This window comes from Hahella sp. HNIBRBA332, from assembly GCF_030719035.1.
Classification (GTDB): Bacteria; Pseudomonadota; Gammaproteobacteria; order Pseudomonadales; family Oleiphilaceae; genus Hahella.
This window is the reverse complement of record NZ_CP132203.1, coordinates 4,948,933-4,974,253: the sequence shown is the minus strand read 5'-3', so window position 1 is coordinate 4,974,253 and position 25,321 is coordinate 4,948,933. Positions and strand designations below refer to the sequence as shown.

General features: G+C 55.3%; 21 protein-coding genes. 16 read left to right on the top strand and 5 right to left on the bottom strand.

Annotated features, from left to right (window positions below):
* The first annotated feature begins 106 nt into the window (after positions 1 to 106).
* Positions 107 to 1,003, top strand: a complete 897-nt coding sequence (locus tag O5O45_RS21945; RefSeq protein ID WP_305901470.1) for an alpha/beta fold hydrolase — start codon at positions 107 to 109, stop codon at positions 1,001 to 1,003.
* 104 nt (positions 1,004 to 1,107) lie between these two features.
* Here the strand turns inward: O5O45_RS21945 and O5O45_RS21940 are convergent, their stop codons facing one another.
* Positions 1,108 to 3,411 carry a molybdopterin-dependent oxidoreductase gene (locus O5O45_RS21940; protein ID WP_305901469.1) on the bottom strand — a complete coding sequence of 768 codons (2,304 nt, stop codon included), beginning with the start codon at positions 3,409 to 3,411 and terminating at the stop codon, positions 1,108 to 1,110.
* A 134-nt stretch (positions 3,412 to 3,545) separates the two neighbouring features.
* Here O5O45_RS21940 and O5O45_RS21935 point away from each other — a divergent pair, with 134 nt between their 5' ends.
* The 8 genes from O5O45_RS21935 to O5O45_RS21900 all read left to right on the top strand — a co-directional run bounded on the left by O5O45_RS21935 (position 3,546) and on the right by O5O45_RS21900 (position 11,745).
* Positions 3,546 to 4,022, top strand: coding sequence for a winged helix-turn-helix transcriptional regulator (locus O5O45_RS21935; protein ID WP_305901468.1), 477 nt, complete (start codon positions 3,546 to 3,548; stop codon positions 4,020 to 4,022).
* Positions 4,023 to 4,387: 365 nt separating this feature from the next.
* Positions 4,388 to 4,984, top strand: coding sequence for a choline-binding transcriptional repressor BetI (gene betI, locus O5O45_RS21930; protein WP_305901467.1), 597 nt, complete (start codon positions 4,388 to 4,390; stop codon positions 4,982 to 4,984).
* On the top strand, positions 4,981 to 6,444 hold the full coding sequence (betB, locus tag O5O45_RS21925) for a betaine-aldehyde dehydrogenase (RefSeq protein WP_305901466.1): 1,464 nt from the start codon (positions 4,981 to 4,983) through the stop codon (positions 6,442 to 6,444). Before betI ends, betB begins: the two co-directional genes overlap by 4 nt.
* 9 nt (positions 6,445 to 6,453) lie before the next feature.
* Positions 6,454 to 8,130, top strand: coding sequence for a choline dehydrogenase (betA, locus tag O5O45_RS21920; RefSeq protein WP_305901465.1), 1,677 nt, complete (start codon positions 6,454 to 6,456; stop codon positions 8,128 to 8,130).
* Positions 8,131 to 8,196: 66 nt separating this feature from the next.
* Positions 8,197 to 9,135, top strand: coding sequence for a choline ABC transporter substrate-binding protein (locus O5O45_RS21915; protein ID WP_305901464.1), 939 nt, complete (start codon positions 8,197 to 8,199; stop codon positions 9,133 to 9,135).
* A 12-nt stretch (positions 9,136 to 9,147) separates the two neighbouring features.
* Positions 9,148 to 9,993, top strand: a complete 846-nt coding sequence (gene choW / locus O5O45_RS21910; protein ID WP_305901463.1) for a choline ABC transporter permease subunit — start codon at positions 9,148 to 9,150, stop codon at positions 9,991 to 9,993.
* Between the two features lie 45 nt (positions 9,994 to 10,038).
* Positions 10,039 to 11,217 (top strand): choline ABC transporter ATP-binding protein, encoded by a 1,179-nt coding sequence (gene choV, locus O5O45_RS21905; RefSeq protein ID WP_371747869.1) that lies wholly within the window; start codon positions 10,039 to 10,041, stop codon positions 11,215 to 11,217.
* 138 nt (positions 11,218 to 11,355) lie between these two features.
* On the top strand, positions 11,356 to 11,745 hold the full coding sequence (locus O5O45_RS21900) for a DUF2721 domain-containing protein (RefSeq protein WP_305901462.1): 390 nt from the start codon (positions 11,356 to 11,358) through the stop codon (positions 11,743 to 11,745).
* Positions 11,746 to 11,807: 62 nt separating this feature from the next.
* Here the strand turns inward: O5O45_RS21900 and O5O45_RS21895 are convergent, their stop codons facing one another.
* Together O5O45_RS21895 and ltaE are read right to left on the bottom strand one after the other, a co-directional pair.
* Entirely contained in the window at positions 11,808 to 12,557 is a 750-nt protein-coding gene (locus O5O45_RS21895) for a DUF975 family protein (RefSeq protein WP_127968450.1), read from the bottom strand.
* A 220-nt stretch (positions 12,558 to 12,777) separates the two neighbouring features.
* Positions 12,778 to 13,785 (bottom strand): low-specificity L-threonine aldolase, encoded by a 1,008-nt coding sequence (gene ltaE, locus O5O45_RS21890; RefSeq protein ID WP_305901461.1) that lies wholly within the window; start codon positions 13,783 to 13,785, stop codon positions 12,778 to 12,780.
* 317 nt (positions 13,786 to 14,102) lie between these two features.
* Between ltaE and O5O45_RS21885 the strand changes: the two genes are divergently transcribed.
* The 4 genes from O5O45_RS21885 to O5O45_RS21870 all read left to right on the top strand — a co-directional run bounded on the left by O5O45_RS21885 (position 14,103) and on the right by O5O45_RS21870 (position 20,619).
* Complete coding sequence (locus O5O45_RS21885) at positions 14,103 to 15,890, top strand: GAF domain-containing protein (protein WP_305901460.1); 1,788 nt, start codon at positions 14,103 to 14,105, stop codon at positions 15,888 to 15,890.
* 205 nt (positions 15,891 to 16,095) lie between these two features.
* Complete coding sequence (locus O5O45_RS21880) at positions 16,096 to 16,704, top strand: hypothetical protein (protein WP_305901459.1); 609 nt, start codon at positions 16,096 to 16,098, stop codon at positions 16,702 to 16,704.
* The gene (locus tag O5O45_RS21875; protein WP_305901458.1) at positions 16,694 to 19,198 is read left to right on the top strand and encodes an ATP-binding protein; all 2,505 of its coding nucleotides are present in this window, start codon (positions 16,694 to 16,696) and stop codon (positions 19,196 to 19,198) included. The genes O5O45_RS21880 and O5O45_RS21875 overlap by 11 nt, the downstream gene beginning before the upstream one ends.
* Positions 19,199 to 19,209: 11 nt before the next feature.
* Positions 19,210 to 20,619, top strand: a complete 1,410-nt coding sequence (locus O5O45_RS21870; protein WP_305901457.1) for a PleD family two-component system response regulator — start codon at positions 19,210 to 19,212, stop codon at positions 20,617 to 20,619.
* A 53-nt stretch (positions 20,620 to 20,672) separates the two neighbouring features.
* Here O5O45_RS21870 and O5O45_RS21865 read toward each other — a convergent pair whose 3' ends face one another.
* Positions 20,673 to 21,020, bottom strand: coding sequence for a YceK/YidQ family lipoprotein (locus O5O45_RS21865; RefSeq protein ID WP_305901456.1), 348 nt, complete (start codon positions 21,018 to 21,020; stop codon positions 20,673 to 20,675).
* Between the two features lie 221 nt (positions 21,021 to 21,241).
* Here O5O45_RS21865 and O5O45_RS21860 point away from each other — a divergent pair, with 221 nt between their 5' ends.
* The 3 genes from O5O45_RS21860 to O5O45_RS21850 are packed head-to-tail and all read left to right on the top strand — an operon-like array spanning position 21,242 to position 23,941.
* Positions 21,242 to 22,327, top strand: a complete 1,086-nt coding sequence (locus tag O5O45_RS21860; RefSeq protein WP_305901455.1) for a DUF2157 domain-containing protein — start codon at positions 21,242 to 21,244, stop codon at positions 22,325 to 22,327.
* Positions 22,320 to 23,417 carry a DUF4401 domain-containing protein gene (locus tag O5O45_RS21855; RefSeq protein ID WP_305901454.1) on the top strand — a complete coding sequence of 366 codons (1,098 nt, stop codon included), beginning with the start codon at positions 22,320 to 22,322 and terminating at the stop codon, positions 23,415 to 23,417. The genes O5O45_RS21860 and O5O45_RS21855 overlap by 8 nt, the downstream gene beginning before the upstream one ends.
* Positions 23,414 to 23,941 (top strand): GDYXXLXY domain-containing protein, encoded by a 528-nt coding sequence (locus O5O45_RS21850; RefSeq protein WP_305901453.1) that lies wholly within the window; start codon positions 23,414 to 23,416, stop codon positions 23,939 to 23,941. The genes O5O45_RS21855 and O5O45_RS21850 overlap by 4 nt, the downstream gene beginning before the upstream one ends.
* 1 nt (position 23,942) lies before the next feature.
* On the opposite strand, the gene O5O45_RS21845 is transcribed toward O5O45_RS21850, so the two are convergent.
* On the bottom strand, positions 23,943 to 25,232 hold the full coding sequence (locus tag O5O45_RS21845; RefSeq protein WP_305901452.1) for an MFS transporter: 1,290 nt from the start codon (positions 25,230 to 25,232) through the stop codon (positions 23,943 to 23,945).
* Between the last annotated feature and the right edge of the window lie 89 nt (positions 25,233 to 25,321).

Genomic DNA, 25,321 nt, shown 5'->3' with positions numbered 1-25,321 from the left:
CTAATGCATTGCAATCCTTATCTTGTAGTCATAGCCGCTGCGACAAAGCCCCGGAAAACGGCGTGACGCCAGCGATTGTATTCAGCAAGTTAAGAGGAGAAGCGCCATGTCTGCGAATATTCCCCTGGTTGTCGCCCCGTCCAAGCCTCTGCGCGAACCGCAGGCTCCCTTCGCCTTGAAAGCTATGCGTTGGGCGATTCGTGCGTACGCCCGCATATCCTCTCAAGGCGCTGGCCGCATGCTTAACCGTCTGTGGTTCACACCGCAGCGTTATGGTCTGGGCTCGCGTTTTGACGCCCTGTTGGATAAGGCGGATGTGTTTATGAACCTGAAGGTGGGCGCGTTGACTATCCCGGTTTATAGCTGGGGAACAGGCCCGGTGGTGTTGTGCGCGCACGGCTGGTCCGGCTCCGGCGTGCAGTTTGGCGCGATGGTGAAACCCTTGGTGGAACATGGGTATCGAGTGGTGGCCTTTGACGCGCCCGGTCATGGACGGGCTCAGGGCGTGCGCACCAATGTGCTGCAGATGCAGGATGCGATCCTGCAAGTGGCGGCGCAGACATTGGGCGTGCACGCGGTGGTCGCCCATTCTCTGGGTTCTATCGCCACCGCCCTGGCGGTGCGGCAAGGGCTGTTGACCAATAAAGTCATTATGCTGGCGCCGCCGGCGGACATGCGGGTGGTATTGGATGTGTTCCAGCAGCGCCTACAGGTTCCAGACGCCGTCATGCTCGCACATTGCAAACTGATGGAGCAGGAGTTTGGCGACGATATTTGGGACCGTTTGTCGTTGATGAAAAACGTTCCACTCATCCAGGCGGAAGGGATGATCGTATCAGATATAGACGATGCGGAAGTTCCCGCTGCGTACGGTGAAGCGCTGGCGCTCAAATGGCGCGGCAGTCGTTTCTTACAGACCGCGGGTTTGGGCCATTACCGGGTATTGCGGGATGAAAGCGTCATCGACGAAGTTGTGAAGTTCATAAACCGACTCCCTGATTAACGCCGGTGAGGGACATTGCGGTTAAGGGACGGTCCCTCGGACAGGCTGGCGCAGCGACGATACGACCTCATTAATGAGCGCGTATCGTCGCCTTTTTGCTGTCCTCAGGCTTCCGCCGCTTCCAACGCAACTGGCACGTATTTGTGATAGGGCGTCTTGGCGATGGGATCGCAGTGATCTGTGTCGGTGAGCATATTGATCGCCGGACCATTGCGCAACTGCCTTCCCTGTTCATCCTCATAGAGCATGCCGAAGCCGTGAGGCAAGGTCAGCACGCCAGGGAGAACGCTCTCATCCGCGGAGGCGATGGCTTCCACCGCGCCACGTCGGGAACGGCAGCGCACTTTATCCCCGGAAACCAGCCCCAGTTTGGCCAGATCGGACGGATGAATGCGCAATACGCCTTCCTTATCCGTTTTGCGCCACTCCGGTCCGCGATAGATCTGGTTGGCGTTATAGGCGCGGCGTTCGCCGGCGGCGAGGATGAACGGGTAATCCCTATCTTCACTGAGGGCCTCTGTTTTCAAACGATCCAGCCACTCAGTCAGTTCGGGTATATACAGGTTTATTTTGCTGTCCCTGGTCTTAATCAGATTCCAGGTTTCCTCCACCTTGAAGGTGGCGATAGGCGCAGGTCTGGGACTCTCCAGGAAACGGTTGAACAGCGCCAGCCCCAATGCGTAGCCTTTGCCTTGCAGCCCCGTGCGTCGGACTTGCGAACCGAACTTGGCGGCGTACATCTGGCAGACGCCCCAGATCGCCGCTGCGGACTGCATGCCTTCCGGCAGCGCCTTGCCGAGGGTGGCGTATAAAATGACTGGGACGTACTTGCGCCACTGTGGGTGGCGTTTCAACGCCGCCGCCAGCGCTAATGGAAAGGCGCGGCTGAAGGGAAGTCTACGGTCCAGTTTGGCCGCCTTTTCCAGTAGCGGGAAGCGGTTGGGAATGGCCCCCAGGCCCACCAACAGACGTCGGTAGATTTCTGGCTCGGGAAGCGTATCGCCACTGCGTGGCAGTATGGGGCGACGCAGATGGTAATAGCTGGTGGGGAAACCGAATGTGAAATAGGTGGACTCCACTTTTTCAAACTGGCTGTCCGCTGGCAATATGTAGTGCGCATGGCGGGCGGTTTCGGTCATCGCCACGTCAATCACCACCATCAGTTCCAGTTTCTCGAACGCGCGCCGATAGGCCTCTGTGTCAGCGGCGGATAAGGCGGGATTGGCGCTATCCACCACCAAGGCGCGGATGCGGTCAGGATGATCACTATCGATTTCCTGCGGCAAAATGTTTGGCGGGAACAGTTTGGCGATGCCGTACATACCCGTGACGGCGGTTTTCTGATCATCAGCTTTGGAATGGCCGATCAACGGGGCGAATTGGGCCATCAAATGATTGCCGCCCTGCTTGTTGAAGTTGCCGGTCACCAGAAACAATAGCTTTTCCAGATAGGAATTCAGTGTGCTGTGTAAGCTGTGTTGAATGCCGAGATCCGCTCTGACCGTCGCGGATTTGGCGGCGGCGAATCCGCGGGCGACCTGCCGCGCCAGGTCGGGATCTACGCCGGCGGTGGTGGCGTATTGCTCTACCGGCAGGTCGATGAAATGACGGCGCAATTCGTCGTAGCCGTGAGTGTGTTGGCGCAGGAATTCTTTGTCTTCCAACGCTTCCTGAAAAATGACGGCGATAATGGCGGAAAGCAGGTAAGCGTCCATCCCCGGACGCACCCGCAAATGAATGTCCGCCTCTTTGGCGGTTTCGCTGACGCGCGGATCAACGACGACCAGGGTGCGGTTGGGATCTTTCTTGTAGGCTTTCAGCAGGTCCCGGGTTTTGCGCACGCCGTGGGCCATATAAGGGTTGGCGCCCAGCACGATGCAGTAATCGGAGTGTTCCATCCCTTCCAGCACAAAGCAGCTTTCGCGGCCGAACAGTTTTCCGTTTACCCAGAAATCCCCGGTCTTTTCCTGCGCCAGCGCGGTGTATAAGTAGGGCGTTTCCAGCGCCGCCCGCAATGCGCCGGAATAACTGCCTCCCAGGTGATTGCCCTGACCGCCGCCTCCGTAATAGGCGAATGCGCCGCCGCCATGTTGGGCCTTTATGTCGCGCATGCGTGTGGTGATCTCGGCGATGGCTGCATCCCAGGAGATAGGGGCGTAATCGCCGTTTGGTAAGCGTTTTAGAGGTTGTCGCAGACGGGCCGGGTGATTCTGGTAGTGATCAAGTTTGGCGGCTTTCTGGCAGATGTAGCCCTCTGAATTCGGCGCCAGCTTATCGCCCCTGACCTTGACGATGCGTCCTTGGTCCACCTGCATCTCCAGGCCGCAGTTGATGCTGCATAGAATGCATGCGGTAGGCCGCCACTCTTGTTGGTCTGCGGGCTCTTCAACGGTCTTGTCGCCAGGCATGATCATTCTCCTTTTTTGTTAGTTCTATTTTGGAACTTTAAAAATAGTAAATTCCAAACTGGAACCTGTAAAGCTATACTTCCGTCATTCTCCATTTCTCCTCCGCTAACCCAGATAAGACGCCGTACTCACCTATGCGCTGGAATGAAATCCAAGATATCCCTTGTTCAATCGCACGCACTTTATCTGTCATCGGCGACCGCTGGACCCTGCTGGTCATTCGCGAAGCGTTTCTGGGCGTGCGTCGTTTTGAGCAGTTTCAAAAGCGCCTGGAGATCACGCGCCATCGCCTGTCGGATCGACTGAATAAGCTGGTGGAGAGCGGCGTGCTGCGTAAAGCGCTGTACCAGGAGAGCCCGGCCCGTTATGAGTATAGGCTCACCCGCAAGGGGATGGATTTGTACCCCGTAATTCTCGCTATGGCGGGGTGGGGCGACAAATATATGGCCGGCGATGCGGGTCCGCCGGTGGAGTATGTCCACCTGGGCTGCGGCAAGAAGATGACGGCCACGCTGATCTGCTCTGAATGTGGCGAACCGATTGACGCCAAGTCTGTGAAACCTATGCTGGGTCCTGGGCTCAACGCATTGGCGAAGAAGGCTGGCGAGTAAAGCCAGAGGCGCGACATCTGGCGCCTTTATCGGTGTCTGGCTGACGCTGAGATAATTTCTGTTTCTCTGTTTCTCCCCTGTCGTGCATCCACTTCTTGTCAGCTCTTCTTTGAGAGATTGTTGCTATTCAAAGTAAATTTGGAAATTCGGCTTCTTTTCTAATTAGAGTGCTAAATATCGTACTGTTACAAAAAATTACAATAAGCGAATCCATTTCTGAAGTTATCGCCTAATTATTTGTAATTAAAGTAAATTAATCTGCTTTTCGTTAGGCGCGTTGGCTGTCTTGTCTTGTTTTTCAAAATTGAAATATTGAATTCAAACTATTAGGGTGTGTTTTTAATTGAACATTCAATCAATAAAAAATGCCCAAAATCGTCGTCGAAGCAGAGAAAAAAGAGCAGCTTATCGAGGCCACCCTTAAGTCCGTGGAGGCTTATGGCATTCAGGGCACGACTATTAACTCCATCAGTCGTTATGCAGGGGTCTCCACCGGCATCATCAGTCATTACTTCGGTGGTAAGCAGGCGCTGATGGAGGCCACCGTGCGCTATCTGCTGGGGGCGCTAAAAGAGTCCCTGCTGAAAGAACTGGCCAAATCCACGAACGGCTCGCCTCACAGCCGCCTTCTTTCCATTGTCGAAGCCAACTTCAGCAAGCTGCAGGTCAGCGAGCGCGCGGCGAAAACCTGGATGGCCTTCTGGGCTCAGGCGATGCATGACCCGCGACTGGCTCGATTACAAAGGGTCAATGAACGGCGATTGTTCTCCAATTTGAAAGTAAGCCTGCGGGAAATCCTGCCGCCTTCCCAGGTCGAGGATCAGGCCCACGCCATCGCCGCCCTGATCGATGGTTTGTGGCTGCGCAGCGCGCTCAGTTCCGGCGGATTGTCCGTCGTACAGGCGGAGCGCATTTGTAAGAACTACGTAAGTGAGTTGTTTGAAGGAAAACACAAAGCATGAGCATTCCTGTTTATCAGTCTTTTGTTGACGGCGCTTATCGGGCGTCCACATCGAACGAGACCTTCGATGTGGTGAATCCCGCTACAGGCGAACTGATTTACCGCGTTGAACAGGCTTGCGAAAGTCTGGTGCAGGCGGCGGTGGAGTCATCGCAGCGCGGGTTTGCCGAATGGTCCGCGATGACCGGCATGCAACGGGGACGCGTGTTGCAGAAAGCCGTGTCCTTGTTACGGGAAAGAAACGACGAGCTGGCGCGCATCGAAGTATTGGATACCGGCAAGCCCTGGCAGGAAGCAAGTGTCGTGGATGTAGTGACCGGCGCTGACAGTATTGAGTTTTTCGCTGGTCTGGCGGCGTCTATCGAAGGTAATCAGCAATCCCTGGGCGAAGATTTTTACTACACGCGCCGGGAGCCGTTAGGCGTCTGCGCCGGCATCGGCGCCTGGAATTACCCCTTGCAGATCGCCTGTTGGAAATCTGCGCCCGCTTTGGCGGCGGGCAATGCGATGGTGTTCAAGCCTTCTGAGGAAACCCCGTTGGGCGCCTTGAAGCTGGCGGAGATTTTTATCGAGGCGGGCGTTCCCGCCGGCGTTTTCAACGTAGTGCAGGGCGATCATCGCGTGGGTCGCATGCTGACCGCCCACCCGGGTATCGCCAAAGTCTCCTTCACCGGTGAAGTGGGAACAGGCAAGAAGGTGATGGCGGACTCCGCCGCCACCCTGAAAGACGTAACCATGGAGTTGGGCGGCAAGTCTCCGCTGGTGATTTTTAATGATTGCGATCTGGAAAACGCCGTCTCCGCCGCCCTGCTCGGAAACTTCTACACCCAGGGCGAAGTCTGCACCCACGGCACGCGCGTGTTTGTGCACAAAGAGATTTACGACCGTTTTCTGACGCGAGTGAAAGAGCGCGTCGAAAGTAATGTGCGCATTGGCGACCCCATGCATCCCGACACCAATCTGGGGGCGTTGATCTCCACGCCGCACCTGGAAAAAGTCATGGGCTACATCGAACTGGGCAAACAGCAAGGCGCAAGGCTCATCTGCGGCGGCGAGCGGGTGCGCCCGCAAGGTGTAGAGGACGGCTATTTCGTCGCCCCCACGGTATTCGCCGACTGTCGCGATGACATGAGCATCGTGCGGGAAGAGATATTCGGGCCCGTCATGAGTGTGCTCAGCTTTGAGGACGAAGAAGAAGTCATTCGGCGCGCCAACGATACGGAATATGGTCTGGCCGCCGCAGTGTTCACCAATGACATCCGTCGCGCCCACCGTGTGATCGGCAGGCTGCAGGCGGGGATCTGCTGGATTAACAGCTTTGGCTATTCGCCGGCGGAGATGCCGGTAGGCGGCTACAAGCAATCCGGCATCGGCCGCGAAAACGGCATGGCCACCCTGAATCATTACACCCAACTGAAGGCCGTCTACGTCGGCATGACGGACCTGGAATCACCTTTTTGAGCGAGCGTTATGGCTGACAAGCAGTTTACCAATAGTTTTGATTACATCATCGTCGGGACCGGCTCCGCTGGGTGCGTACTGGCCAATCGCTTGTCCGAAAGCGGCAAGTTCAATGTGCTGGCGCTGGAAGCGGGCCGCAAAGACGATACCTGGAAGATTCACATGCCCGCCGCACTGACTTTCAATCTGGCGGACGACAAGTACAACTGGTATTACCACACCGAACCCCAGGCGTTCATGAACAATCGCCGCCTGTATTGGCCGCGGGGAAGAGTGTGGGGCGGCGGTTCCGCCCTCAACGCCATGGTGTATATCCGTGGACATGCGCTGGATTACGACCGCTGGGAAGAAGAAGGCGCCAAGGGCTGGGCGTATAAAGACGTGCTGCCTTATTTTCGTAAGGCGGAAACCCGTGAGCGCGGCGGCGACGCCTATCGCGGCAACGCCGGCCCTTTGAACGTGCATACCGGTGACGAAAAGAATCCCTTGTTCGACGCGTTCATCAAAGCAGGGATGGAAGCCGGCTATCCCTACACCGAAGACATGAACGGCTATCAGCAGGAAGGCGTGGGCGTGATGGATATGACCATCAAGCACGGCAAACGCTGGAGCGCAGCGCAGGCGTATTTGCGTCCGGCTTTATCTCGGCCCAACCTGACGGCCGAGACCGGCGCGATGGTGACCCGTCTGTTATTCGACAAAGGCCGCTGCATTGGCGTTGAGTACGAACAAAACGGCGCGCTGATCAAGGTGAAAGCGGAGCGTGAAGTCATTTTGTCCGGCGGCGCCATTAACTCGCCGCAGACGTTAATGCTGTCCGGCATCGGCGATGAAACACAGTTGCAGTCTCTGGGCATTCCAGTAGTTGCGCACGTTCCCGGCGTTGGCCAGAACCTGCAGGATCACCTGGAGTTCTATGTTCAGCAAGCGTGTGCGCAACCGTTGACTCTGTACACCTACACCAAGCAGCCCCGTAAGACACTGGAAGGCGTGAAGTGGTTCCTGAATCACGACAGTGGCGCCTGCCGCACCGCGCACCTGGAAGCGGGCGGTTTTATCCGCACTGAAGCGGGCGTGAAGCATCCGGATATCCAATACCACTTCCTGCCGTCGCAGGTGATCGACCACGGGCGCGTGGACCCGCAGCTGCACGCCTATCAGGCCCATGTGGGCCCTATGCGGCCAACGTCGACAGGTTATCTGAAGATTCTCTCCCGCGATCCGCGTAAGCATCCGCTGTTGGAGCCGAACTATCTGGCGACGGAGCGCGATCGCTGGGAAATGCGTCAGTGCGTGAAGCTGACCCGGGAGATTTTCGCGCAACAAGCGTTCGATCCATTCCGTGGCGAAGAGCTGCGTCCTGGCCCGGCGGTGACGAGCGACGAGCAAATAGATGCATTCATCCGTGAGAGGGCTGATAGCGCTTACCACCCCTCCTGTACCTGCAAAATGGGGGCGGATGACGACCCCATGGCGGTGGTGAATGCCGAGGCGCAAGTCAGAGGCGTTGAGGGGCTGAGGGTGGTGGATGCGTCCATCATGCCCAGTATCGTCAGCGGCAACCTGAATGCGCCGACCATTATGATGGCCGAAAAGTGCGCCGATCACATTCTTGGTGTTTCGATGCTGCCGCCCAGCGACGCGCCAGTCTGGATTCATCCCGACTACGCGAACAAGCAGCGGTAGCCAAGGCCGTCCTATTGAGAGGGCGGACCCCAACCATTTCTGGAACGATTGAAGAGAGGAAAAATAATGAACCACTTCAAGCGACTGTTAATCAGCGGTCTGATGTTATTGACGAGTGTTAACGCCTACAGCGCGCAAAGCTGCAAAGAAGTCACTTTTGCGGATGTCGGCTGGACTGACATCACTGCGACTACCGCGTTGACCTCCGTCATTCTACAGGGGCTGGGCTATTCCACAGAATCCCAGTTACTGTCTGTGCCGGTGACTTACAAGTCGCTGGAGAATGGCGATGTGGACGTATTCCTGGGCAACTGGATGCCGACCATGGAAGCGGATATCCGCCCCTATGTGGAAAACAAGTCCGTTGAAGTCGTCGGTAAGAACCTGGACGGCGCCAAGTACACGTTGGCGGTGCCTTCCTATGTGGCGGAAGCGGGCGTGAAGACTTTCGCGGATATCGCCAAGCACGCGGATAAGTTCAAAGACCGTATTTACGGCATTGAGCCTGGCAATGACGGCAACCGTCTGATTCAGGACATGATCGATAAAAACGCTTTCGCCCTGAAGGAGTTCAAAGTGGTGGAGTCCAGTGAAGCAGGCATGCTGTCGCAGCTGAAAAGAGCCGTCAAGCGTAAAGAGTGGATTGTGTTCCTGGCCTGGGAGCCGCATCCGATGAACGCCAACTTTGAGCTGACCTATCTCAGCGGCGGCGATGACTACTTCGGCCCCAACTTCGGCGGCGCGTCTGTATTCACCAATGTGCGCAAAGGCTTGATGAATGAGTGCGGTAACCTGGCGCAACTGCTGAACAACCTGGAGTTTTCCCTGGAAATGGAAAACGAAGTCATGGGCGCTATTCTGGATGACAAGAAAAAGCCTGAAGCGGCGGCCAAAGCCTGGTTGAAAGAAAACTTCGACAGCGTCGAAGCCTGGTTGCAGGGCGTGAAAACCATTGACGGCAAGCCAGCGGCGCCGGCAGTGAAAAAACACCTGGACCTGATGTAAGCAGGCGCAGGTATGGACTGGAGTAGTAATTTAAGCGCTCTCAGCAGCTACAAACTGCCAGTCGGCGATTGGATGGAAAGCCTGGTCGATGTGCTCATCGACCATGGCGGCGCCTTCTTCGACGGCGTCGCCGTTTGTCTGGAATACCTGATCCAGGGGCTCACCGAAGCGCTGCTGTTTGCACCGCCCTGGTTATTTATCGCCGCCATTGTGGCTTTCGCCGCTTGGCGTCATCGCAATTGGTCATCGCCTTTGTTCGCACTGATCGCTCTGGGCCTCATCTGGAATATGGGGTACTGGGAGGAGACGATCGAAACACTGGCTTTGGTCCTGTTTGCGACCGGGTTCTGCGTGCTGTTCGGCGTTCCTATCGGCATCGCCGCCGCGCATCGTCCCTGGTTGTATCGTGGCATGCGGCCCTTGCTGGACTTGATGCAGACGATCCCGACCTTTGTTTATCTGATACCGACCCTGACGTTATTTGGTCTGGGAGTGGTGCCTGGCCTGATTTCAACCGTGATCTTCGCTATCGCCGCGCCAATCCGCCTGACTCACTTGGGCATTACACAGGTGCCGGAAGAATTATTGGAAGCGGGCAAAGCGTTTGGCTGCAAACCCAGCGTGTTACTGCTGAAAGTAGAGATACCCGCAGCGATGTCTAGCATTATGGCGGGCGTCACTCAGTGCATCATGCTGTCTTTGTCCATGGTGGTCATCGCCGCCCTGGTCGGCGCCGACGGACTGGGCAAACCGGTGGTGCGCGCCTTGAATACGGTGGATATCGCCACTGGATTTGAAGCCGGGCTGGCTATCGTACTGATCGCCATTTTATTGGACAGACTGTTTAAAAGAGCCTGAGCGCGCTGCGCTTGGTCTCTGCTGAAAAAGTAGTGGGCAATTGCCATGATTGAGTTTAAAAACGTAGACGTGGTGTTCGGCGACCAGCCTCAGCAGGCTATCGCTCTGCTGGATGAAGGCCAGGATCGGGAAGCGATTCTCGACCGCACCGGACACACCGTCGCCGTCAATAACGCCAGCCTGAGAGTGGAAAAGGGCGAAATCTGTGTGCTGATGGGGCTGTCCGGCTCCGGTAAGTCCAGTTTGTTGCGCACAGCGAACGGCTTGAATCAAGTGGCCCGAGGGCAGGTGCTCATCACCACGGAAGAAGGCGAGCAGGACTTCTTCGCCCTGCCTGTCGAGCAGCAGCGTAAGCTGCGGCTGGAGCGCATCACCATGGTGTTTCAGAAGTTCGCACTAATGCCTTGGCTGACGGTGGGAGAGAATGTCGCTTTCGGCCTGGAAATGAAAGGCATGAACCGTGCTCAGGTGAGAAAGAGGGTGGATGAGCAACTTGAGCTGGTGGGACTGGCGCAATGGCGCGACACCAAGCCCGGCGAGCTGTCCGGCGGTATGCAGCAACGGGTTGGTTTGGCGCGGGCGCTGGCGATGGAGTCCGACATCATCCTAATGGATGAACCCTTTTCCGCACTGGACCCGCTGATCCGAAATCAGCTACAGGATGAATTGCTGCGCTTGCAGGAGAAACTGAACAAAACGGTGATCTTCGTCAGCCACGATCTGGATGAGGCGCTGAAGCTCGGCAACCATATCGCCATTATGAAAGACGGATGCATCGTGCAGCATGACACGCCGGAAAACATAGTGTTGAATCCCGCCAATGATTATGTGCGCAGTTTTGTATCGCACACCAATCCGGTCAATGTGCTGCTTGCGCAATCGCTGATGCGTCCGCTGACGACGGCGGAAAAGGTGGCGGATGAAATCTGCGTCAGTAAGCGCTACGACTATTGGCTGAAAACGGCGGACAAGCTGGAGGACAGCCAGGTTCGATATGCCGACGCCGTATTCCCCGTGCAACGCTGGAGTTCGGAGCAGGAGGTGGAAAGCCTGCAAAAGCTACCCACGATCATTCCTGCGGATACGCTTATGCGGGACGTGGTGGCCATCCGCCATTTCACTGGCCATGCCATATTGGTCGGTGGCGAAAAGGAAATATCCGGCGTCATCAACGACCAGAACATCTACCACGCCCTCCTGGGCCGTCACCTCGACGACAACTGATCTTAACGGCTCGCTTTGCGAGCCGTTTTCTTTTCTATCATTCCCTGTGCGATGCCTCATCCATCTGGCGCCCCATGTCGCTTTGTGATTTGATGGTTTTCTCTTGTTGTTAAATTGAGACTTGCGCCACGCACTATTATGCTGAATATCTCCACGCCCGCTCTGCTGTTTCCAGCCATATCCCTCCTATTATTGGCTTACACCAACCGCTTTCTGGTGATCGCTCAGTTGATACGTTCTTTGTACAAGCAATTGAATGAGACGAAGGAGCGTCATATGAAGCAGCAGATTCTGCATTTGCGGAAGCGGATTCATCTGATTCGCTGGATGCAGAGTCTGGGAGTAATGGCTTTTATTATGTGTACGCTTTCCATGGGCAGTCTGATTTTGGAGTTGGAGTATGTTGGGGAATGGCTGCTTGGAGGGAGTTTATTGTTTTTGTTAGGTTCTTTGATTATTTGTCTGGTGGAGATTCATATCTCTGGCGCTGCGTTGAGCATCCAGTTGAATAATCTGGAAGACCTCTGATATCCGCGTAATAAAAAAGCCAGCATGACGCTGGCTTTTTCTTTCCTGGAGCTGAGTGGCGGCTAGCCCGCCATCGTTTGCTCTTCAACGCCGAAGATATTCCGATACAGCGCACCGTAGCAGATCATGCTCATGGGGATCGTCCAAATCAGGCCAATACCCAGTGGAATCATTGCGACAAAGTTAATCAAGCCCAGCAACAGGAACAGACCCAAAACGGCGAACCAGCGTTTGGTGATGGCTTTGCGAGAGGCCTCCAGGGCTTGCCAGATTGACAGATCTTTCTCAACAACCAGTGGCAGCGCCAAGTAATAACTCACCGCCAAATAAATACCGGGTATTACTAACAGTATGAAACCAATGAAAATCAGGATGTACATCACGATTACAGTTAATAATAAAGGCAGCGCTTTATTAAAGTAGTTGAATACCTCCCCAACATTTAAAGGCGCATCGACAGAGCGCTTCAAGCCCAGCATGAATAGACCCATGCCAAGTGGCAGCGATACGGCTGTGATAACTATTTGGTTTAGTATGGCGAAGACGATAGCAGCGCCACCGCTGTCTGGACCTACAATTCCTACGACAAAGCCCATAACCAGTGATACGCCGAACATGACGGCGAAGTAAACAATACCTGCTAAGATCATTGTCAGCTTGGCCCCACTGGTGCGCTCCCAGGCCTCACTGATCAGTTCGCCCACCCGAAAGTGGTAGTTGCCGTTAACGCCGTCTTCCAGCGAGCCCCACCTGCGGTCTCCACTACGCTCCGGAGTGAGGTTGGATTGCGGAGTAGAATAAACGTCGCTCATAGTTATTCCTTAATGCCCGTTGTTTTATTAAAAATAATTAACAGACAAAATATAGCATATTATTCCTAACAGGTAGCCAGACTGGAAAATTTATTTTTTACAAAGAGTTACGCAGCTTGTGCCGCAAGGAGGGAAGTTGCTCAAAAAGAGAACTATTTGTGGTGTTTCTGAGCTGGACGCAAAGTAGTGGAGCCTTTAATCAGGCCCCACTATGCAGCACTTATTTTTTAAACGCCATCACCGCTTGCGCCAGTCGATTAATGTCATCCCGTGAAATATCGAGGTGGGTGACGAATCTGATGGTTGGAGAAGGCGAAATTAAAATATTTTGCGCCTTCAGATGCTGCGCCAGAGCATTGAGGTCTTCTCCTCGGTAGGTGGCGAACGCCATATTGGTTTGCACCAGGCTCATATCTATATCGAACAGATTGGTCTCCGCCAGGCGTTGCGCCAGATAGGCGGCGTTGTCGTGATCTTCCTGTAACCGTTCAACGCCTGACTGCAGTGCAATGATGCCCGCCGCCGCCAGCACGCCAGCCTGCCGCATGCCGCCGCCACAGACTTTGCGCCAGCGCCGCGCGGTGTCGATGAAGGTTTTATCGCCGCACAACAAGGATCCGACTGGCGCGCCGAGGCCTTTTGACAGGCAAATAGAAACGGAGTCGAAGTACTGCGTTACCTCTTTGGGGTCTATGCCTTGCTTGACGGTCGCATTGAACAGACGGGCGCCGTCCAGGTGCGTGGCGAGCCCCCGGCGGCGGGCCAGGTCCGTTGCGTTTCTGATGTAATCCTGCGGAATCACCTTGCCGCCGATTGTATTTTCCAGGCTAAGCAGGCGGGTGCGGGCGAAATGAAAGTCGTCTGGCTTGATAGCGGCTTCGATTTTCGCCAGCGGGATAGTTCCGTCCGTATCATGCTCGATAGGCTGCGGTTGAATACCCCCCAACACCGCCGCGCCGCCGCCTTCATATTTATATGTGTGCGCCTGTTGGCCTACCAGGTACTCGTCGCCGCGTTGGCAGTGGGTGAGCAGCGCCAGCAGGTTGGTTTGGGTGCCGCTGCAGGCGAACAGGGCGGCTTCATAGCCCAGCATCTCCGCCGCCATGTCCTGCAGGCGGTTGACCGTTGGGTCATCGCCGTAGACGTCATCGCCGACTTCTGCGGCCGCCATGGCGGCTCTCATGGTCTGGCTGGGGCGGGTAACGGTGTCGCTGCGAAAATCAATCATAATTGGATCCCAATGCGATAGAATGTTCTGTTTTGGTCGGGCAGCCCAAATCATTGATGCCGGGTATCCTGTCCGAGAGGACAGGAACGAGTTGTCAAGCCAATGCTAATTTGGTAATTCTGAGCGCCCCTGACTTTTTTTAAAGGACTAGACCAGAGCGAATATTACGGATTAATCGCGAAATTGCGGAGCCTGGCCCTCCCAATTGTGTTAAAGTTACGTGTTACTACGTATGCCTCTGTAGTCGACGGTTTATGCGGCTAAGTAAACCGTATTGAGGGTAGTAAGGATTAACACGCCCAGATTCGGACGACAACGTGTTTCGAACTAAAAGACGTAGAGCCAAGCACTCAATCCAGTTTCATTTGGCGATGGCCTTTATTGCGCTGTTACTGACTTTCGGCGCAGTACTTGGTTGGTTTCACCACCAGAAAATGTCGGACATATTCATTACGTCCACCCATCACTTGTTCGATAGAGTCGCCACAGACGTCAGCGGCGCGTTTTACGCAGGCTACTCCCCCGTCTCCGCCACCGTCAAACTGCTCTCACTATCGCCGTTGATGCAGGAAAGCGACCTTGAAGGCCGTTTGCAGCACTTGCCCAGTCTGGTCGCCGTTTTACGCGCGCAGCCGCAAGTCGCTGCTTTATCCGTAGGGTATGCGGACTCGGAATACTTCATCATTCGTAACCTGAACTCGGAATATCTGCTGAAGCGTTTTGACGCGCCATTGGGCGCGCATTATGTGGTGGACAACATTGAGCGCAGCGACGGAGCTAACGCCTTTATGCGTTTCTACTACGATGAAGCGCTGAATCGAATTGGCGAGAAAGACCTCGGCTACACCAATTACGATCCCACGGTGCGCCCCTGGTATCGCCTGGCGGCTTATACTCGCGACGTCACCACCACACAACCTTATTTATATTATTTTATCGGCAAGGTCGGGGTGACGGCTGTAAAGCAGGATCCCTCCAGCGGCGCTGTGTTCGCGGCGGACATCACCTTGGAATCGTTGTCGCAGACCTTACAGGAGAATCGGGTCAGTCCTACCTCGCAAATGCTGATCTATACCCATGACGGTAGCGTGATTGGTAGTCTGGATCCCGCCTCGATCGTGGTGGACAACGACCCCGAGAAACTGCGCATATTGCAACTGGCGGATCTGAAAAGCCCTGAGATTCGCGACTTTATCGCGCGGCAGAAAGAATCCTCCGACTCTGATTTCTTCTTTGACTCCCATGGCGAACGCTGGCTGGGGGTGACCCGTCCCGTTAATCTGGTGGGCTTCACCGCCAACCTGATGATACTGGCGCCGGAATCTGAGTTATTGGCCGAGGCTTACGAAATCACCAATCAGTCCGGCATTATTACTCTGATTATCGTAATTCTGGCTTTGCCGTTCGCCCTGTTTTTCGCCAACCAGATTGCGCGCCCGCTTAAAAATCTGGCGGAGGAAACCCGGCGTATCCAGCGGCTGGATTTCGTGTCGCCACTGACGGTGAAGTCCTCCATCAGTGATATCGACTCCCTCGCGTCTGCGATTGAGCTGATGAAAAACACCATCAGCCGCTTCACTGGGTTGACTCGCACGCTGGCGGAAGAGCAGGACTTCGACCGTTTGCTACACGAAGTGTCCCTGAATGCGATGCATATGAGTCAGGCGGAAGGGTCTTTGGTCTATCTTATCGATCCTGAAGAAGAGCATCTGTGGCCGGCGTGCTTCCAGACCCGTCACGGCGCCAAAACCCATCATGCTATGCCATCGCTGCGTTTGTCTGATCAAAATATCGCCTTTGTGCAGGCGACCTACCAGGAGGATCTAAGCGTTATCGCCGTCACCTACGACTCCGCCGCCCGTTGCGGCACCCATGAAAGTCTGTTGAATCACGTGGGCAGCGAGCGTCTCAGCGCCGTAGCGATGCCACTCAAGAATCGTCAGGGGCGACGCATTGGTCTGTTATGTCTGTTGTTTCAGCCCGATGAAGAAAGTGGCATGGCTGCGCCGGAAGAGAGGCTGGCGTTCGTACGGGCGCTGGCGGGCCTGTGCGCGCTCTCCATCGACAGCGGATACCGCGCCAGTCCCCGCAAACAGGCGGTCTGAGGCTAAGCGGCCTGCATAGCGGGCTATGCCATCTCTCAACTTGATTTATAATTCGATTCGTGGAAAGGTTGTGCCCACTCATGCGGATCAAATTAGCGAACAAATAATGCCGAAACGTCAACAGCCTCTTGGCGTCCGAACTGGCGACGAATATACAGCGCGGGCGCGTCGCCGCAAGTCATGCGGCAAGCTCCAATAAGCCTGTATGCCGATTCATTTTGTTACCGGCTCGCATAATTTCAGGCGGCTTCTATCCTTACTCCTGTTGCTCCTCAGTTGCGCCTGGACGCTGACGGCGCATGCGGACACCATGGAGGAGCGTCGTATCCGCACCGGCCTGAAGTTGTTCCGCGCCCTGCTGGCGGCGGATCAGGATATCGAGTCCAAAAAGACCCACGACGATTATTTGAAAATAGTGCTCATTTACGCCAACAACAGCGCCAAGGCGGAGTTCTATGGCCGTGAGCTGTTGGAGCTGGGCGAGGGCGAATTACAGGCGCGGGTGCGTGGGCTGCCAATTCGAGTAGAGATTTCCAATGACTTCGCCTTGAGCAAATATCAGACAGCGCCGCCCGCCGGCATATTCATCATTGAAAAGTTGTTTGACGATGAACTAAAGCAGTTGATCGAGTTCGGCGTCGACAAGCAGGTGGTGCTTTACTCTCCGTTTGAAGGGGACGTGCCCAAAGGCGTACTGGGCGGACTGGCGGTCGAGGCGCATATAAAACCTTACATCAATCTGCAGACGTTGGCGGAATCGCAGATTCGTATCAAAGCTTTTTTTCTGAAGGTGGCGAAAACATATGGCCCGTGACAACCGTGCAGAGCGATCCCGCGTGCCTATCGCCGCCACGCTTGCGTTTTCCTTGCTGGCGCTCGCGTTGGAGGGGGTGCTGGCGGTTTATTGGTTTCTCGGACTGGAGCCCCGTTTAAGCGAAGAAGCGCAGGCGAACGCCCAGATCCTGGCCTACTCGCAGGGGGTGGCGCTGGCGGATGTGCTTACGGAGCACCCTGGCCAGCCGGTGGACCGGGAGCGGGTAGAGCGTGTGATTGATCAGATTCTGCTGTTGACCGATCCGGTGTCGGAGACGCCTTTCTTTCAGAGCGTGACGCTGGAGCTGGACTACACCACGTTGAATGCGCCATCAGGGATTCTCAATCGAACCTGGGGCGTGCGCAAATGCGCAGGTTGCTACGCCGCTCAAATTGAGCTGTATTCCAGGGTGACGGACGAACTGTTGGGCGTCGCGCGTTTTGAGGTCAGCCATCTCTTCTTCAGTAAGCTCAAGCGTAATATGCAGCATGCGTTTTTAATGGATGCGTTACTGACGTTATGTCTGTTGCTCATCGCCTGGGTGGCGATCAACATTCTGATTCGGAAACTGCGCGGTGAGATCGATGCGCGCAAGCAGACGGAAAAAGAACTCATTCTGGCCAAAGAACAGGCTGAGACCGCCAGTGAGGCCAAGAGTTTCTTTGTCGCCAATGTCAGCCATGAAATTCGCACGCCCATGAATGCGATCTTGGGTATGTGCTACCTGATGCAGCGCACGGACCTGGATGCAAGGCAGACGGATTTTCTCAATCGCATCAACGTCGCCGCCAAGTCGCTGCTGGCGTTGATCAATGACATTCTCGACTTTTCCAAGATTGAAGCAGGCAAGCTCAAGATTGAAAACAGACCCTTTACGCTCGACGGCGTTTTACAACAGCTGGCGCAAATGGAAGCGGCGAAGGCGGCGGAGAAGCAACTGGAGCTGATTTTTTCCGTATCCCAGGATGTGCCGCAGCGTCTGAAGGGTGACCCGGATCGCCTGGGACAGATCCTGCTCAATCTGGTGAACAACGCCATTAAGTTCACGGAACGCGGCAAGATTGTGGTGACGGTGCGCCTGTACAAGAAAGAAGCAGGCGACGAAGGACCTGTGATGCTGCGCTTTTCCATCCGTGACACTGGCGTTGGTATTGCGCCGAAAAATCTATCGCGTCTGTTCGCTGCATTCAGTCAGGTGGATAGTCGTCTGAGCCGGCGTTATGAAGGCACCGGGCTGGGGCTCGCCATCTGTAAGCAACTGGTGCAGTTAATGGGGGGCAAGATCTGGGCTAAGAGCACGCCAGGAAAAGGCAGTACGTTTGTGTTCACGGCTGGTTTTCAGGTGGATACGGATGAGGCGCCGCCGCCACAGGAAGCGAAAGACGTCGGCCCAGTAGCTCGTCCCAGAGTGTCAGGCAAAGTGCTGGTGGTGGAAGATAATCCGGGTAACCAGGAAGTGGCCCGTCATCTACTGGGTGATCTGGGGCTGCATGTAGACATCTGTAACAACGGCTTGCAGGCCATTAACCGAATTAAAGACGCTCTGTACCGCAAAGAAGGACTCTGGGACCTGATATTCATGGATATTCAGATGCCGGAGATGGATGGCTTGCAGGCGACGCAATTGTTGCGCAAACTGCCGGGTTTGGACAAAACGCCAGTTGTCGCCATGACGGCGATGGCGATTGCCGGTGATAAAGAACGTTGCCTTAAGGCGGGTATGAATGATTATATTACCAAGCCTATCGACGTTAACCAGTTGTACCGGACGTTAAAAGCCTGGATGCGGGAAGCGCCTCCAAGCAAGCGGGCTGAGGCTGCTGAGCCCGCTACGGACAAGCCTGCCCGTAAGATCACGGAGAACTCCATAGAACTGGATCTGCCGGGGATCGATTGGCAGCAGGCGCAAGCGCGATTCTTAGGCAATATATCGCTGTTGCTGAATCTGGTCGTGGATTTTATTGAAAACAACTCCCACGCCTGCGCCCGTTTGCAGGACATGCTGGATCAAGGCGATGAGCAGGGGGCGGAACATTTGGCCCACAGCCTGAAAGGCGAAGCCGGTAATCTCGGCGCCGAAGGCGTTTATCAAGCCGCCATGACCCTGGAAAAAGAGATACGCCTTGGACAGGTGAGAAACGAATCCTTGGTGATACTGGCCGACGCATTGGACGAAATGTCCGGCTCCGCGCGTCAGGCGGAGCTGCTGTTGCTGGAACTGGAAAGCAACGGCGATCCCGAGCCGCAGCCTCAGAACGAGGATGGGCCGTTAGCCCGGGGAGCATTGCTGGAAATACTGGACGAGCTGGAAAAACTCATTTCCAGCAATAACTTACGCGCCAGGGACGTCGCTAAAGAAGTCAGCGCATACGTATTAAGTGACGCCGCAAAGAGAGAAAATCAGGATTTGCTATTAAACTTACAGAAGTTGAACTTTAAAGAGGCGCTGGAAGCGTTGAGACGTTTGCGAAACCTGATACGAACAGACGATTAGAGCGACGACCTATGGCTAAGCAACAACCGGCCGGGCGTATTTTGGTGGTGGATGATCAGGCCACCAATATTGAGCTTCTGCATAACATCTTCAAAGAAGTGCACGAAGTGGAGTTCGCCATGACTGGCGAAGAGGCGCTGGAAATGGCGATCCGGGACTTACCGGACATTATCTTGCTAGATATCCAGTTGCCCGGCATGGATGGCTTTGAAGTATGCCGCAGGCTTAAAAGCAATGCGAATACCCGGCATATTCCCGTCATTTTTCTGACTGCGAAAAATGATGTGGACGACATGGTCAACGGCTACAAACAAGGCGCCGTGGACTATGTCATCAAACCGTTCAATTGGTTCGAACTCATCGCCAAGGTCAACACTCAGTTGGTGTTGCGGGAAATGAAGTCGGAACTGCGCAACGCTCAGGAGCGGGAAGAGTTATTCCTGCGCCAGATTCAGTTGTCGTTGGAAGAAACCGAGCTGACCCTGGGCGGCGGCAGGCCGCAAACCAAACAGCGGGTTCTGATCGTGGACGACTCCGTCAGCAATATCGAAACTCTGGCGAGTATGCTGGGGGACGAGTACGAGCTGTTCTTTGCGGTCAATGGCGAGCAGGCCAAGCAGATCGCCCGTGAGGCGCATCCACATCTGATCATGTTAGACGTGGTGCTGCCGGATACGGACGGCTATCAGGTCTGTAAACAACTGAAGCGCGAGCCGGAAACCCGCGATATTCCCATTGTCTTCGTCACCTCGCGGGACTCAGCGGAAGATGAGACGCGCGGTTTGGAAGCCGGCGCTATCGATTACATTATCAAACCCTACAGCCACTCCATCGTAAAAGCGCGAACGCGTAACTTGCTGGAGCTGGTGCGCAACCGGGACTTGTTGAAGAAACTGACATTGACCGACGCGCTCACCGGCGTGCCAAACCGGCGCAACTTCCAGGAAGTCTATCGCCGCGAATGGTTCCGCGCCTGCCGAGCGCGAGAGCCGTTATCGTTGATCATGATCGATATTGACAACTTCAAGCGGTTCAATGACTTTTATGGTCATCCCGCCGGCGACGCCTGCTTACAGAAAGTGGCCAAGATGATTTATCAAGTGCGCAAGCGCAACACGGATTTTGTCGCCCGTTTGGGGGGGGAGGAATTCGTAGTCATTCTTCCTGACACGGACGCGGAAGGCGGACAGCGTTTCGCTGACGCCATGTTGAACGCCGTGCGCAAACTGGCGATCGCCCATGAGCATAACGATGGCAAAAAGATCGTCACCATCAGCGCTGGGCTGGTGACTTGCTATCCTGGCCCACACATCAGCCGCGAAAACCTGCTGTCCACCGCCGATGAGTGCCTGTATCAGGCCAAGAAGGAAGGGCGTAACCGGGTATGCAGTCGCATGGAGCCGCCGGACGACCCGGCGTAAACTTCACGTCTCAGACTATTTCCAGGCACATTTTCTATCGATGGGCCCCGCAGTCACTTGATGCGGATATTGCCTTGCTCTGACTGCCTGAGAATGGTGTAGGGCAGGGACAAAGTATCGAGCACGCCCGATAAGACCAAGTCCACCACTAACATGTGCGCTTCTCCATCCGTCCCCTGCCAGGTGTGAATGGGAGCGGGCGCGCCATGCAGGCGGCAGAGGTCATAAGCCACGCCGCTGTAAACCCGGGGGATGGATTCACAATGGGTGCCGATTTCGTTGAGATTGCGCGCGGCGACATCATCGCCGCGCATGACGGTGTTCACTGTGCCACAGCCGGTAAAAGCCGTGACGGAGACAGCCGTAAGGCTGCCCAGAATGACGGTTTTTAATTTATTCATTGTTGGCGGATTAACTGCTGTATTTATGGTTTAGTTATTGTTTTTATACATCTGTTTTTTTATTAGTCGGCGCGATGTTGATTTGTGAAAAGTCTAGCCAAAAGATCAGCCTTTTGGCGTGAACTTTATCAACATTGTCAACCGAACTTGATTATAGAAAAGTATTCTAATAAGCGAGTCTGGGATAGACTACCGGCTAATGACCCTATGAAAATCCGCCTATGCAGACGAATCAGAATCTTTCTCCTTCCACCGCAAAAGAAGCCGCCGAGCTGCCACTCTCACGCGCCTTGATCTTTTGTCTCGCCAATGAATTGCAATGGGACCAGGCGACTCTGGAGCGGGCGTTGAGTCATGCTGGTTATCAGACCTCTCGCCCGGATTGGCTCGCCAGATGCCGCCTGTTTTTTATGTTGTGCGGCGCGGCGTTGATATTGGCTGGGGTCGCCGCATTTTTTGCCTTCAACTGGCAGGATCTGCATAAGTTCGCCAAATTCGCTTTGATCCAGACGGGTGTCGTAGCCGGAGCATGGGGCGCCTGGCGTAAAGGATTGGATAGCGTTGTCGGGCGCTGCTGCCTGTTCGCCGCTGCGTTTTTGACTGGCGTTCACTTAGCGGTGTATGGACAGATATATCAGACCGGCGCAGACCCTTATGGACTTTTTATCGCCTGGGGCGTTCTAGCGGCGGCCTGGGTGGCGATTGGACGACAGCCCGGTTTATGGATGCTGGCGGCGGTGCTGGCCAACCTGTCCCTGATTCTGTATTGGACGCAGATGCTTTATCCCCACTCAAGCTGGAGCGAAGACTTTGGCGGCCCACTGCTCATGCTAGGACAGATGGTGTGGGACCAGGGGCTGGCGTTATCGCTACTGCTACTGAATGGTCTGGTGCTCGTCATGTGGGAGCTTTGCGCCGAACGCGGGGTGAGCTGGATGCAGGGACGCTGGTTTCCCCGCGTTATTGCTACGGGCGTACTGGCGTTAATGGCTAGCGCCAGTTTATCGGTGATATTTGACGGTTGGGAGCATGGAGCGCGCTTAGCCCCGTTAACACCTGTCGGGTTTGTCGCGGTGGTCGGCGGCTGCCTTTGGTTTTATCAACGCCGCAGGCCTGATTTGCTGGTTCTGGCGGAGTGCGCGCTTGCGATCATTTTGGTGGTGAACTCTTTAATAGCAAGACTTTGGGCGGACTCATTCGAGTTCGCATTGTTTATGGCGTTGCTGGTGATCGGGCAAACCGCCTTCGCTGCGTTATGGCTGCGTGAACTGGCGCGTAAGATTCGCAGGGGGGCTCCGCATGAGTAATGATAAATTAACCCTGGCGCAGCTTCTGGAGCGCATGCGGTCGGAGAATCCCGCTATTACCGCTGCGTCCGAATTGCCGGCGCCGCTGCAGCAACGGCTGTTACAGTTTGAGGAGCAGCCCTGGTTCATCAAGGCGCTGGTGGGGTTTGGCGCCTGGTTGGGCAGCTGGCTGTTTATCGCTTTTGCGTTAGGCGTTAGTTTGATGGCTTCCGACGGGGGATATGTCGCCCTGGGGCTGTTGTTTATTGTCGGCGCGACCGTTCTGAGTCGTCTGGTGGATCATCTGTTCGTCAATCAAGTGGCGTTGGCGACGAGTATGGCCGGTCAGCTGATGCTGGGATTTGGTCTGGAAGAAATGGATCTGGTTGATGATGTGGAAGGCATACTGGCGACGCTGATCGTGCTCAATCTGGCGTTGATTCCGTTGTTCGCCGACCGCGCGCATCGCTTTTTGTCCGTTCTCTTTATCTGCATTGCGACAGCCATATTGCTGTACATCTACAAGCAACAAACGCTGATACCTGTTGCGCCGCCTCTGTTGGCGGCGGGATTCGCCTGGCTGACCCTGAATGACTCGCAAAGCGGGTTACGCCAATACGAAGCTCTGACGTCGCCTCTCGCGGCGGGGATGATCGTTGCTGCGTTAGGATGGTCTTTATTGTCGGCGGTCTATGTACTGCCGGATCTGCTGGATGATTTTGTGTTTTACCCCAACCCCTGGATTTCCACCTTGGGAGTAGCGGTGGTTTTAATCTGGTCGATTTGGCGGATGTTGTTTCCTGTCTTTGGTGAAGACAAGCGTGCGCCAGCAATCCTGATTGCGACGGTGCTGATTACTGCGGTAACCGCGCATAACGCGCCGGGTTTGATGGTCGCGTCCCTGGCTTTGGTGGTGGGCGTGGCGCAACGTCGCTCTTTCTATATTGGGTTGGGCGTGGTGTTTTTGGCTGTGTTTCTGACGGCTTACTTCTATGGAATCGAAATCAGCCTGTTGGCGAAGTCAATCAGTCTGGTTGCGACAGGCGCGGTCCTGATTGGCGTACGCAAATTGCTTGATCGCATTGGCGTTGATGAGGAGATCAAGTCATGACTGAGGCGATGCGCAGACGGATTCTCTGGGGCGGCTTGGCGCTGGTCTTACTGGTATGCAACGGGCTGATCATCGCCAAAGAAAGACTGCTCGCAAGCGGTGAAACCGTGCTGCTGGAGCTGGCGCCCCGCGATCCCCGTTCGATTATGCAGGGCGACTATATGCGTCTGCGCTATTCGCTGGTGCGGGAGATCAACAATGCGTTGGGCGACCAGGCAGACGTGGCGACGGCGGACGGTTATGTGATTGCGACGCTGGATGAGGACAAGGTCGCCCGCTTTCAACGCCTGGCGCAGTCGGCGGATGAGGCGGGTCCATCTGAAGTGGCGATGTTGTTTCGGATCAGAGGCGGGCGGATAAAAATTGCTTCGGACGCGTTTTTCTTTCAGGAAGGGTTTGGTGAGTTTTACGAATCCGCCCGCTATGGCGAAGTAAAAGTCAGCCCTGGCGGCGACGTATTGCTGGTTGGGCTGCGGGACCGTGAGAAACGCCCCCTGCAGCCTGCTTTGCTGGAAGCGGAGTAAGTTACGCCGCTTTTTCTTCCTCGTTAGGCTTGTCTTCCGAGCCCTCTTCGTGATCCGAACGCGGGTCGAACTCCGCCATCACTGGCGTATTCGGTGTGGTCAGCGTGTAAGCCTGGTGCTCTTCCAGCGGCACTGGGTTTCTGACTCTCCGACGCCACAACAGGAATCCAACCAGGGCGAGAGAGACGACAGCGAAGTAAGTGAAGATGCCCTTTGGGCCCATAAGAGAGACGAAGGCCGGCTCCACTAGGGGCCCAGTCATAGCGCCGATGCTGTAAGCGATCAGCAGCCCCTGATTGGCGCTGATCACCTGCTCTGGCTGCAACTCGTCGCAGGCGTGGCTGAGACTGATGGGATAAATCGAGAACGCGACGCCCCCCAATAGAAATATCATTAGCGCCATCATGGCGTTGCTGCCGCCCGCGCCATAGCTCATCAGGCTCATGATGCTGCTGAGAATCGCCAATGCCGCCGCCAACGCTGTGAGCGTCAGACGTCGGTCATAGCGGTCAGAAGCGCGACCGACCGGATATTGCAGCGCCATACCGCCGACGATCACCACCGCCATCAGGTTGGCGACCCAGTCCAAATCATAGCCGGACTGGGTGAAGAACAGGGGCAACAATCCGTACACCACGCCCAACACCATTCCCGACATAAAACTGCTCAGCACGCCTGCTGGCGTAAGGCGAATCAGCTCCACCATGCTCAATGGATGCGGCTCGCCCATTTCCGGCATCGGCACGCGGGTGAGGGAAAGCGGCACAACGGACAGGGACGCGGCGATAGCGGCCAGCGCGAAAGGAATCAACGTTAAAGGATCGATGTACTTCAGCAATAACTGCCCGCACGCCAGTGAGGCGTAGAAGAGAATCATGTAGATCGCCATCACCTTGCCGCGGTTTTCGGAAGAGCTGGACACCAGCATCCAGGATTCGATCACCACTAACAGGCCGCCGGTGGCGAAACCGCCCAACAGGCGCAGAAAGGCCCAAGTGTAAGGCTCCACCACCAGTCCATACATGATGGCGACGCTGGCCAGCATGGACGCGTACGCCGCATAGGCGCGAATATGGCCGACCCGGATAATGAGCTTGGCGTTGACAAATGAACCGATTACCAGGCCGGCGAAATACGCGGTGGAAATCATACCTATAGCGAAGGTGGAAGCATTCTCCGCAGACATGCGCACAGTCAGTAACGTGGTTAACAAGCCGTGGCCGATAACGAAGATCAGCATGCTGAAGAGAGGGGGCATGACGCCAAGGGCGCCTGAGCGGGGGGCTGACATGGTCAGACTCATAGTGGAAACAAACTCACTTTGGTAAAAACAGGAGACATGCGCATTTTTCTGGGGACTATAGTGTATGCAGTTATTTA

Bases quoted from the DNA above. Each gene is read 5' to 3' on its own strand.
- O5O45_RS21945 (WP_305901470.1), top strand. From the start codon at position 107: ATGTCTGCGAATATTCCCCTGGTTGTCGCCCCGTCCAAGCCTCTGCGC.
- O5O45_RS21940 (WP_305901469.1), bottom strand. From the start codon at position 3,411: ATGCCTGGCGACAAGACCGTTGAAGAGCCCGCAGACCAACAAGAGTGG.
- O5O45_RS21935 (WP_305901468.1), top strand. From the start codon at position 3,546: ATGCGCTGGAATGAAATCCAAGATATCCCTTGTTCAATCGCACGCACT.
- betI (WP_305901467.1), top strand. From the start codon at position 4,388: ATGCCCAAAATCGTCGTCGAAGCAGAGAAAAAAGAGCAGCTTATCGAG.
- betB (WP_305901466.1), top strand. From the start codon at position 4,981: ATGAGCATTCCTGTTTATCAGTCTTTTGTTGACGGCGCTTATCGGGCG.
- betA (WP_305901465.1), top strand. From the start codon at position 6,454: ATGGCTGACAAGCAGTTTACCAATAGTTTTGATTACATCATCGTCGGG.
- O5O45_RS21915 (WP_305901464.1), top strand. From the start codon at position 8,197: ATGAACCACTTCAAGCGACTGTTAATCAGCGGTCTGATGTTATTGACG.
- choW (WP_305901463.1), top strand. From the start codon at position 9,148: ATGGACTGGAGTAGTAATTTAAGCGCTCTCAGCAGCTACAAACTGCCA.
- choV (WP_371747869.1), top strand. From the start codon at position 10,039: ATGATTGAGTTTAAAAACGTAGACGTGGTGTTCGGCGACCAGCCTCAG.
- O5O45_RS21900 (WP_305901462.1), top strand. From the start codon at position 11,356: ATGCTGAATATCTCCACGCCCGCTCTGCTGTTTCCAGCCATATCCCTC.
- O5O45_RS21895 (WP_127968450.1), bottom strand. From the start codon at position 12,557: ATGAGCGACGTTTATTCTACTCCGCAATCCAACCTCACTCCGGAGCGT.
- ltaE (WP_305901461.1), bottom strand. From the start codon at position 13,785: ATGATTGATTTTCGCAGCGACACCGTTACCCGCCCCAGCCAGACCATG.
- O5O45_RS21880 (WP_305901459.1), top strand. From the start codon at position 16,096: ATGCCGATTCATTTTGTTACCGGCTCGCATAATTTCAGGCGGCTTCTA.
- O5O45_RS21875 (WP_305901458.1), top strand. From the start codon at position 16,694: ATGGCCCGTGACAACCGTGCAGAGCGATCCCGCGTGCCTATCGCCGCC.
- O5O45_RS21870 (WP_305901457.1), top strand. From the start codon at position 19,210: ATGGCTAAGCAACAACCGGCCGGGCGTATTTTGGTGGTGGATGATCAG.
- O5O45_RS21865 (WP_305901456.1), bottom strand. From the start codon at position 21,020: ATGAATAAATTAAAAACCGTCATTCTGGGCAGCCTTACGGCTGTCTCC.
- O5O45_RS21860 (WP_305901455.1), top strand. From the start codon at position 21,242: ATGCAGACGAATCAGAATCTTTCTCCTTCCACCGCAAAAGAAGCCGCC.
- O5O45_RS21855 (WP_305901454.1), top strand. From the start codon at position 22,320: ATGAGTAATGATAAATTAACCCTGGCGCAGCTTCTGGAGCGCATGCGG.
- O5O45_RS21850 (WP_305901453.1), top strand. From the start codon at position 23,414: ATGACTGAGGCGATGCGCAGACGGATTCTCTGGGGCGGCTTGGCGCTG.
- O5O45_RS21845 (WP_305901452.1), bottom strand. From the start codon at position 25,232: ATGTCAGCCCCCCGCTCAGGCGCCCTTGGCGTCATGCCCCCTCTCTTC.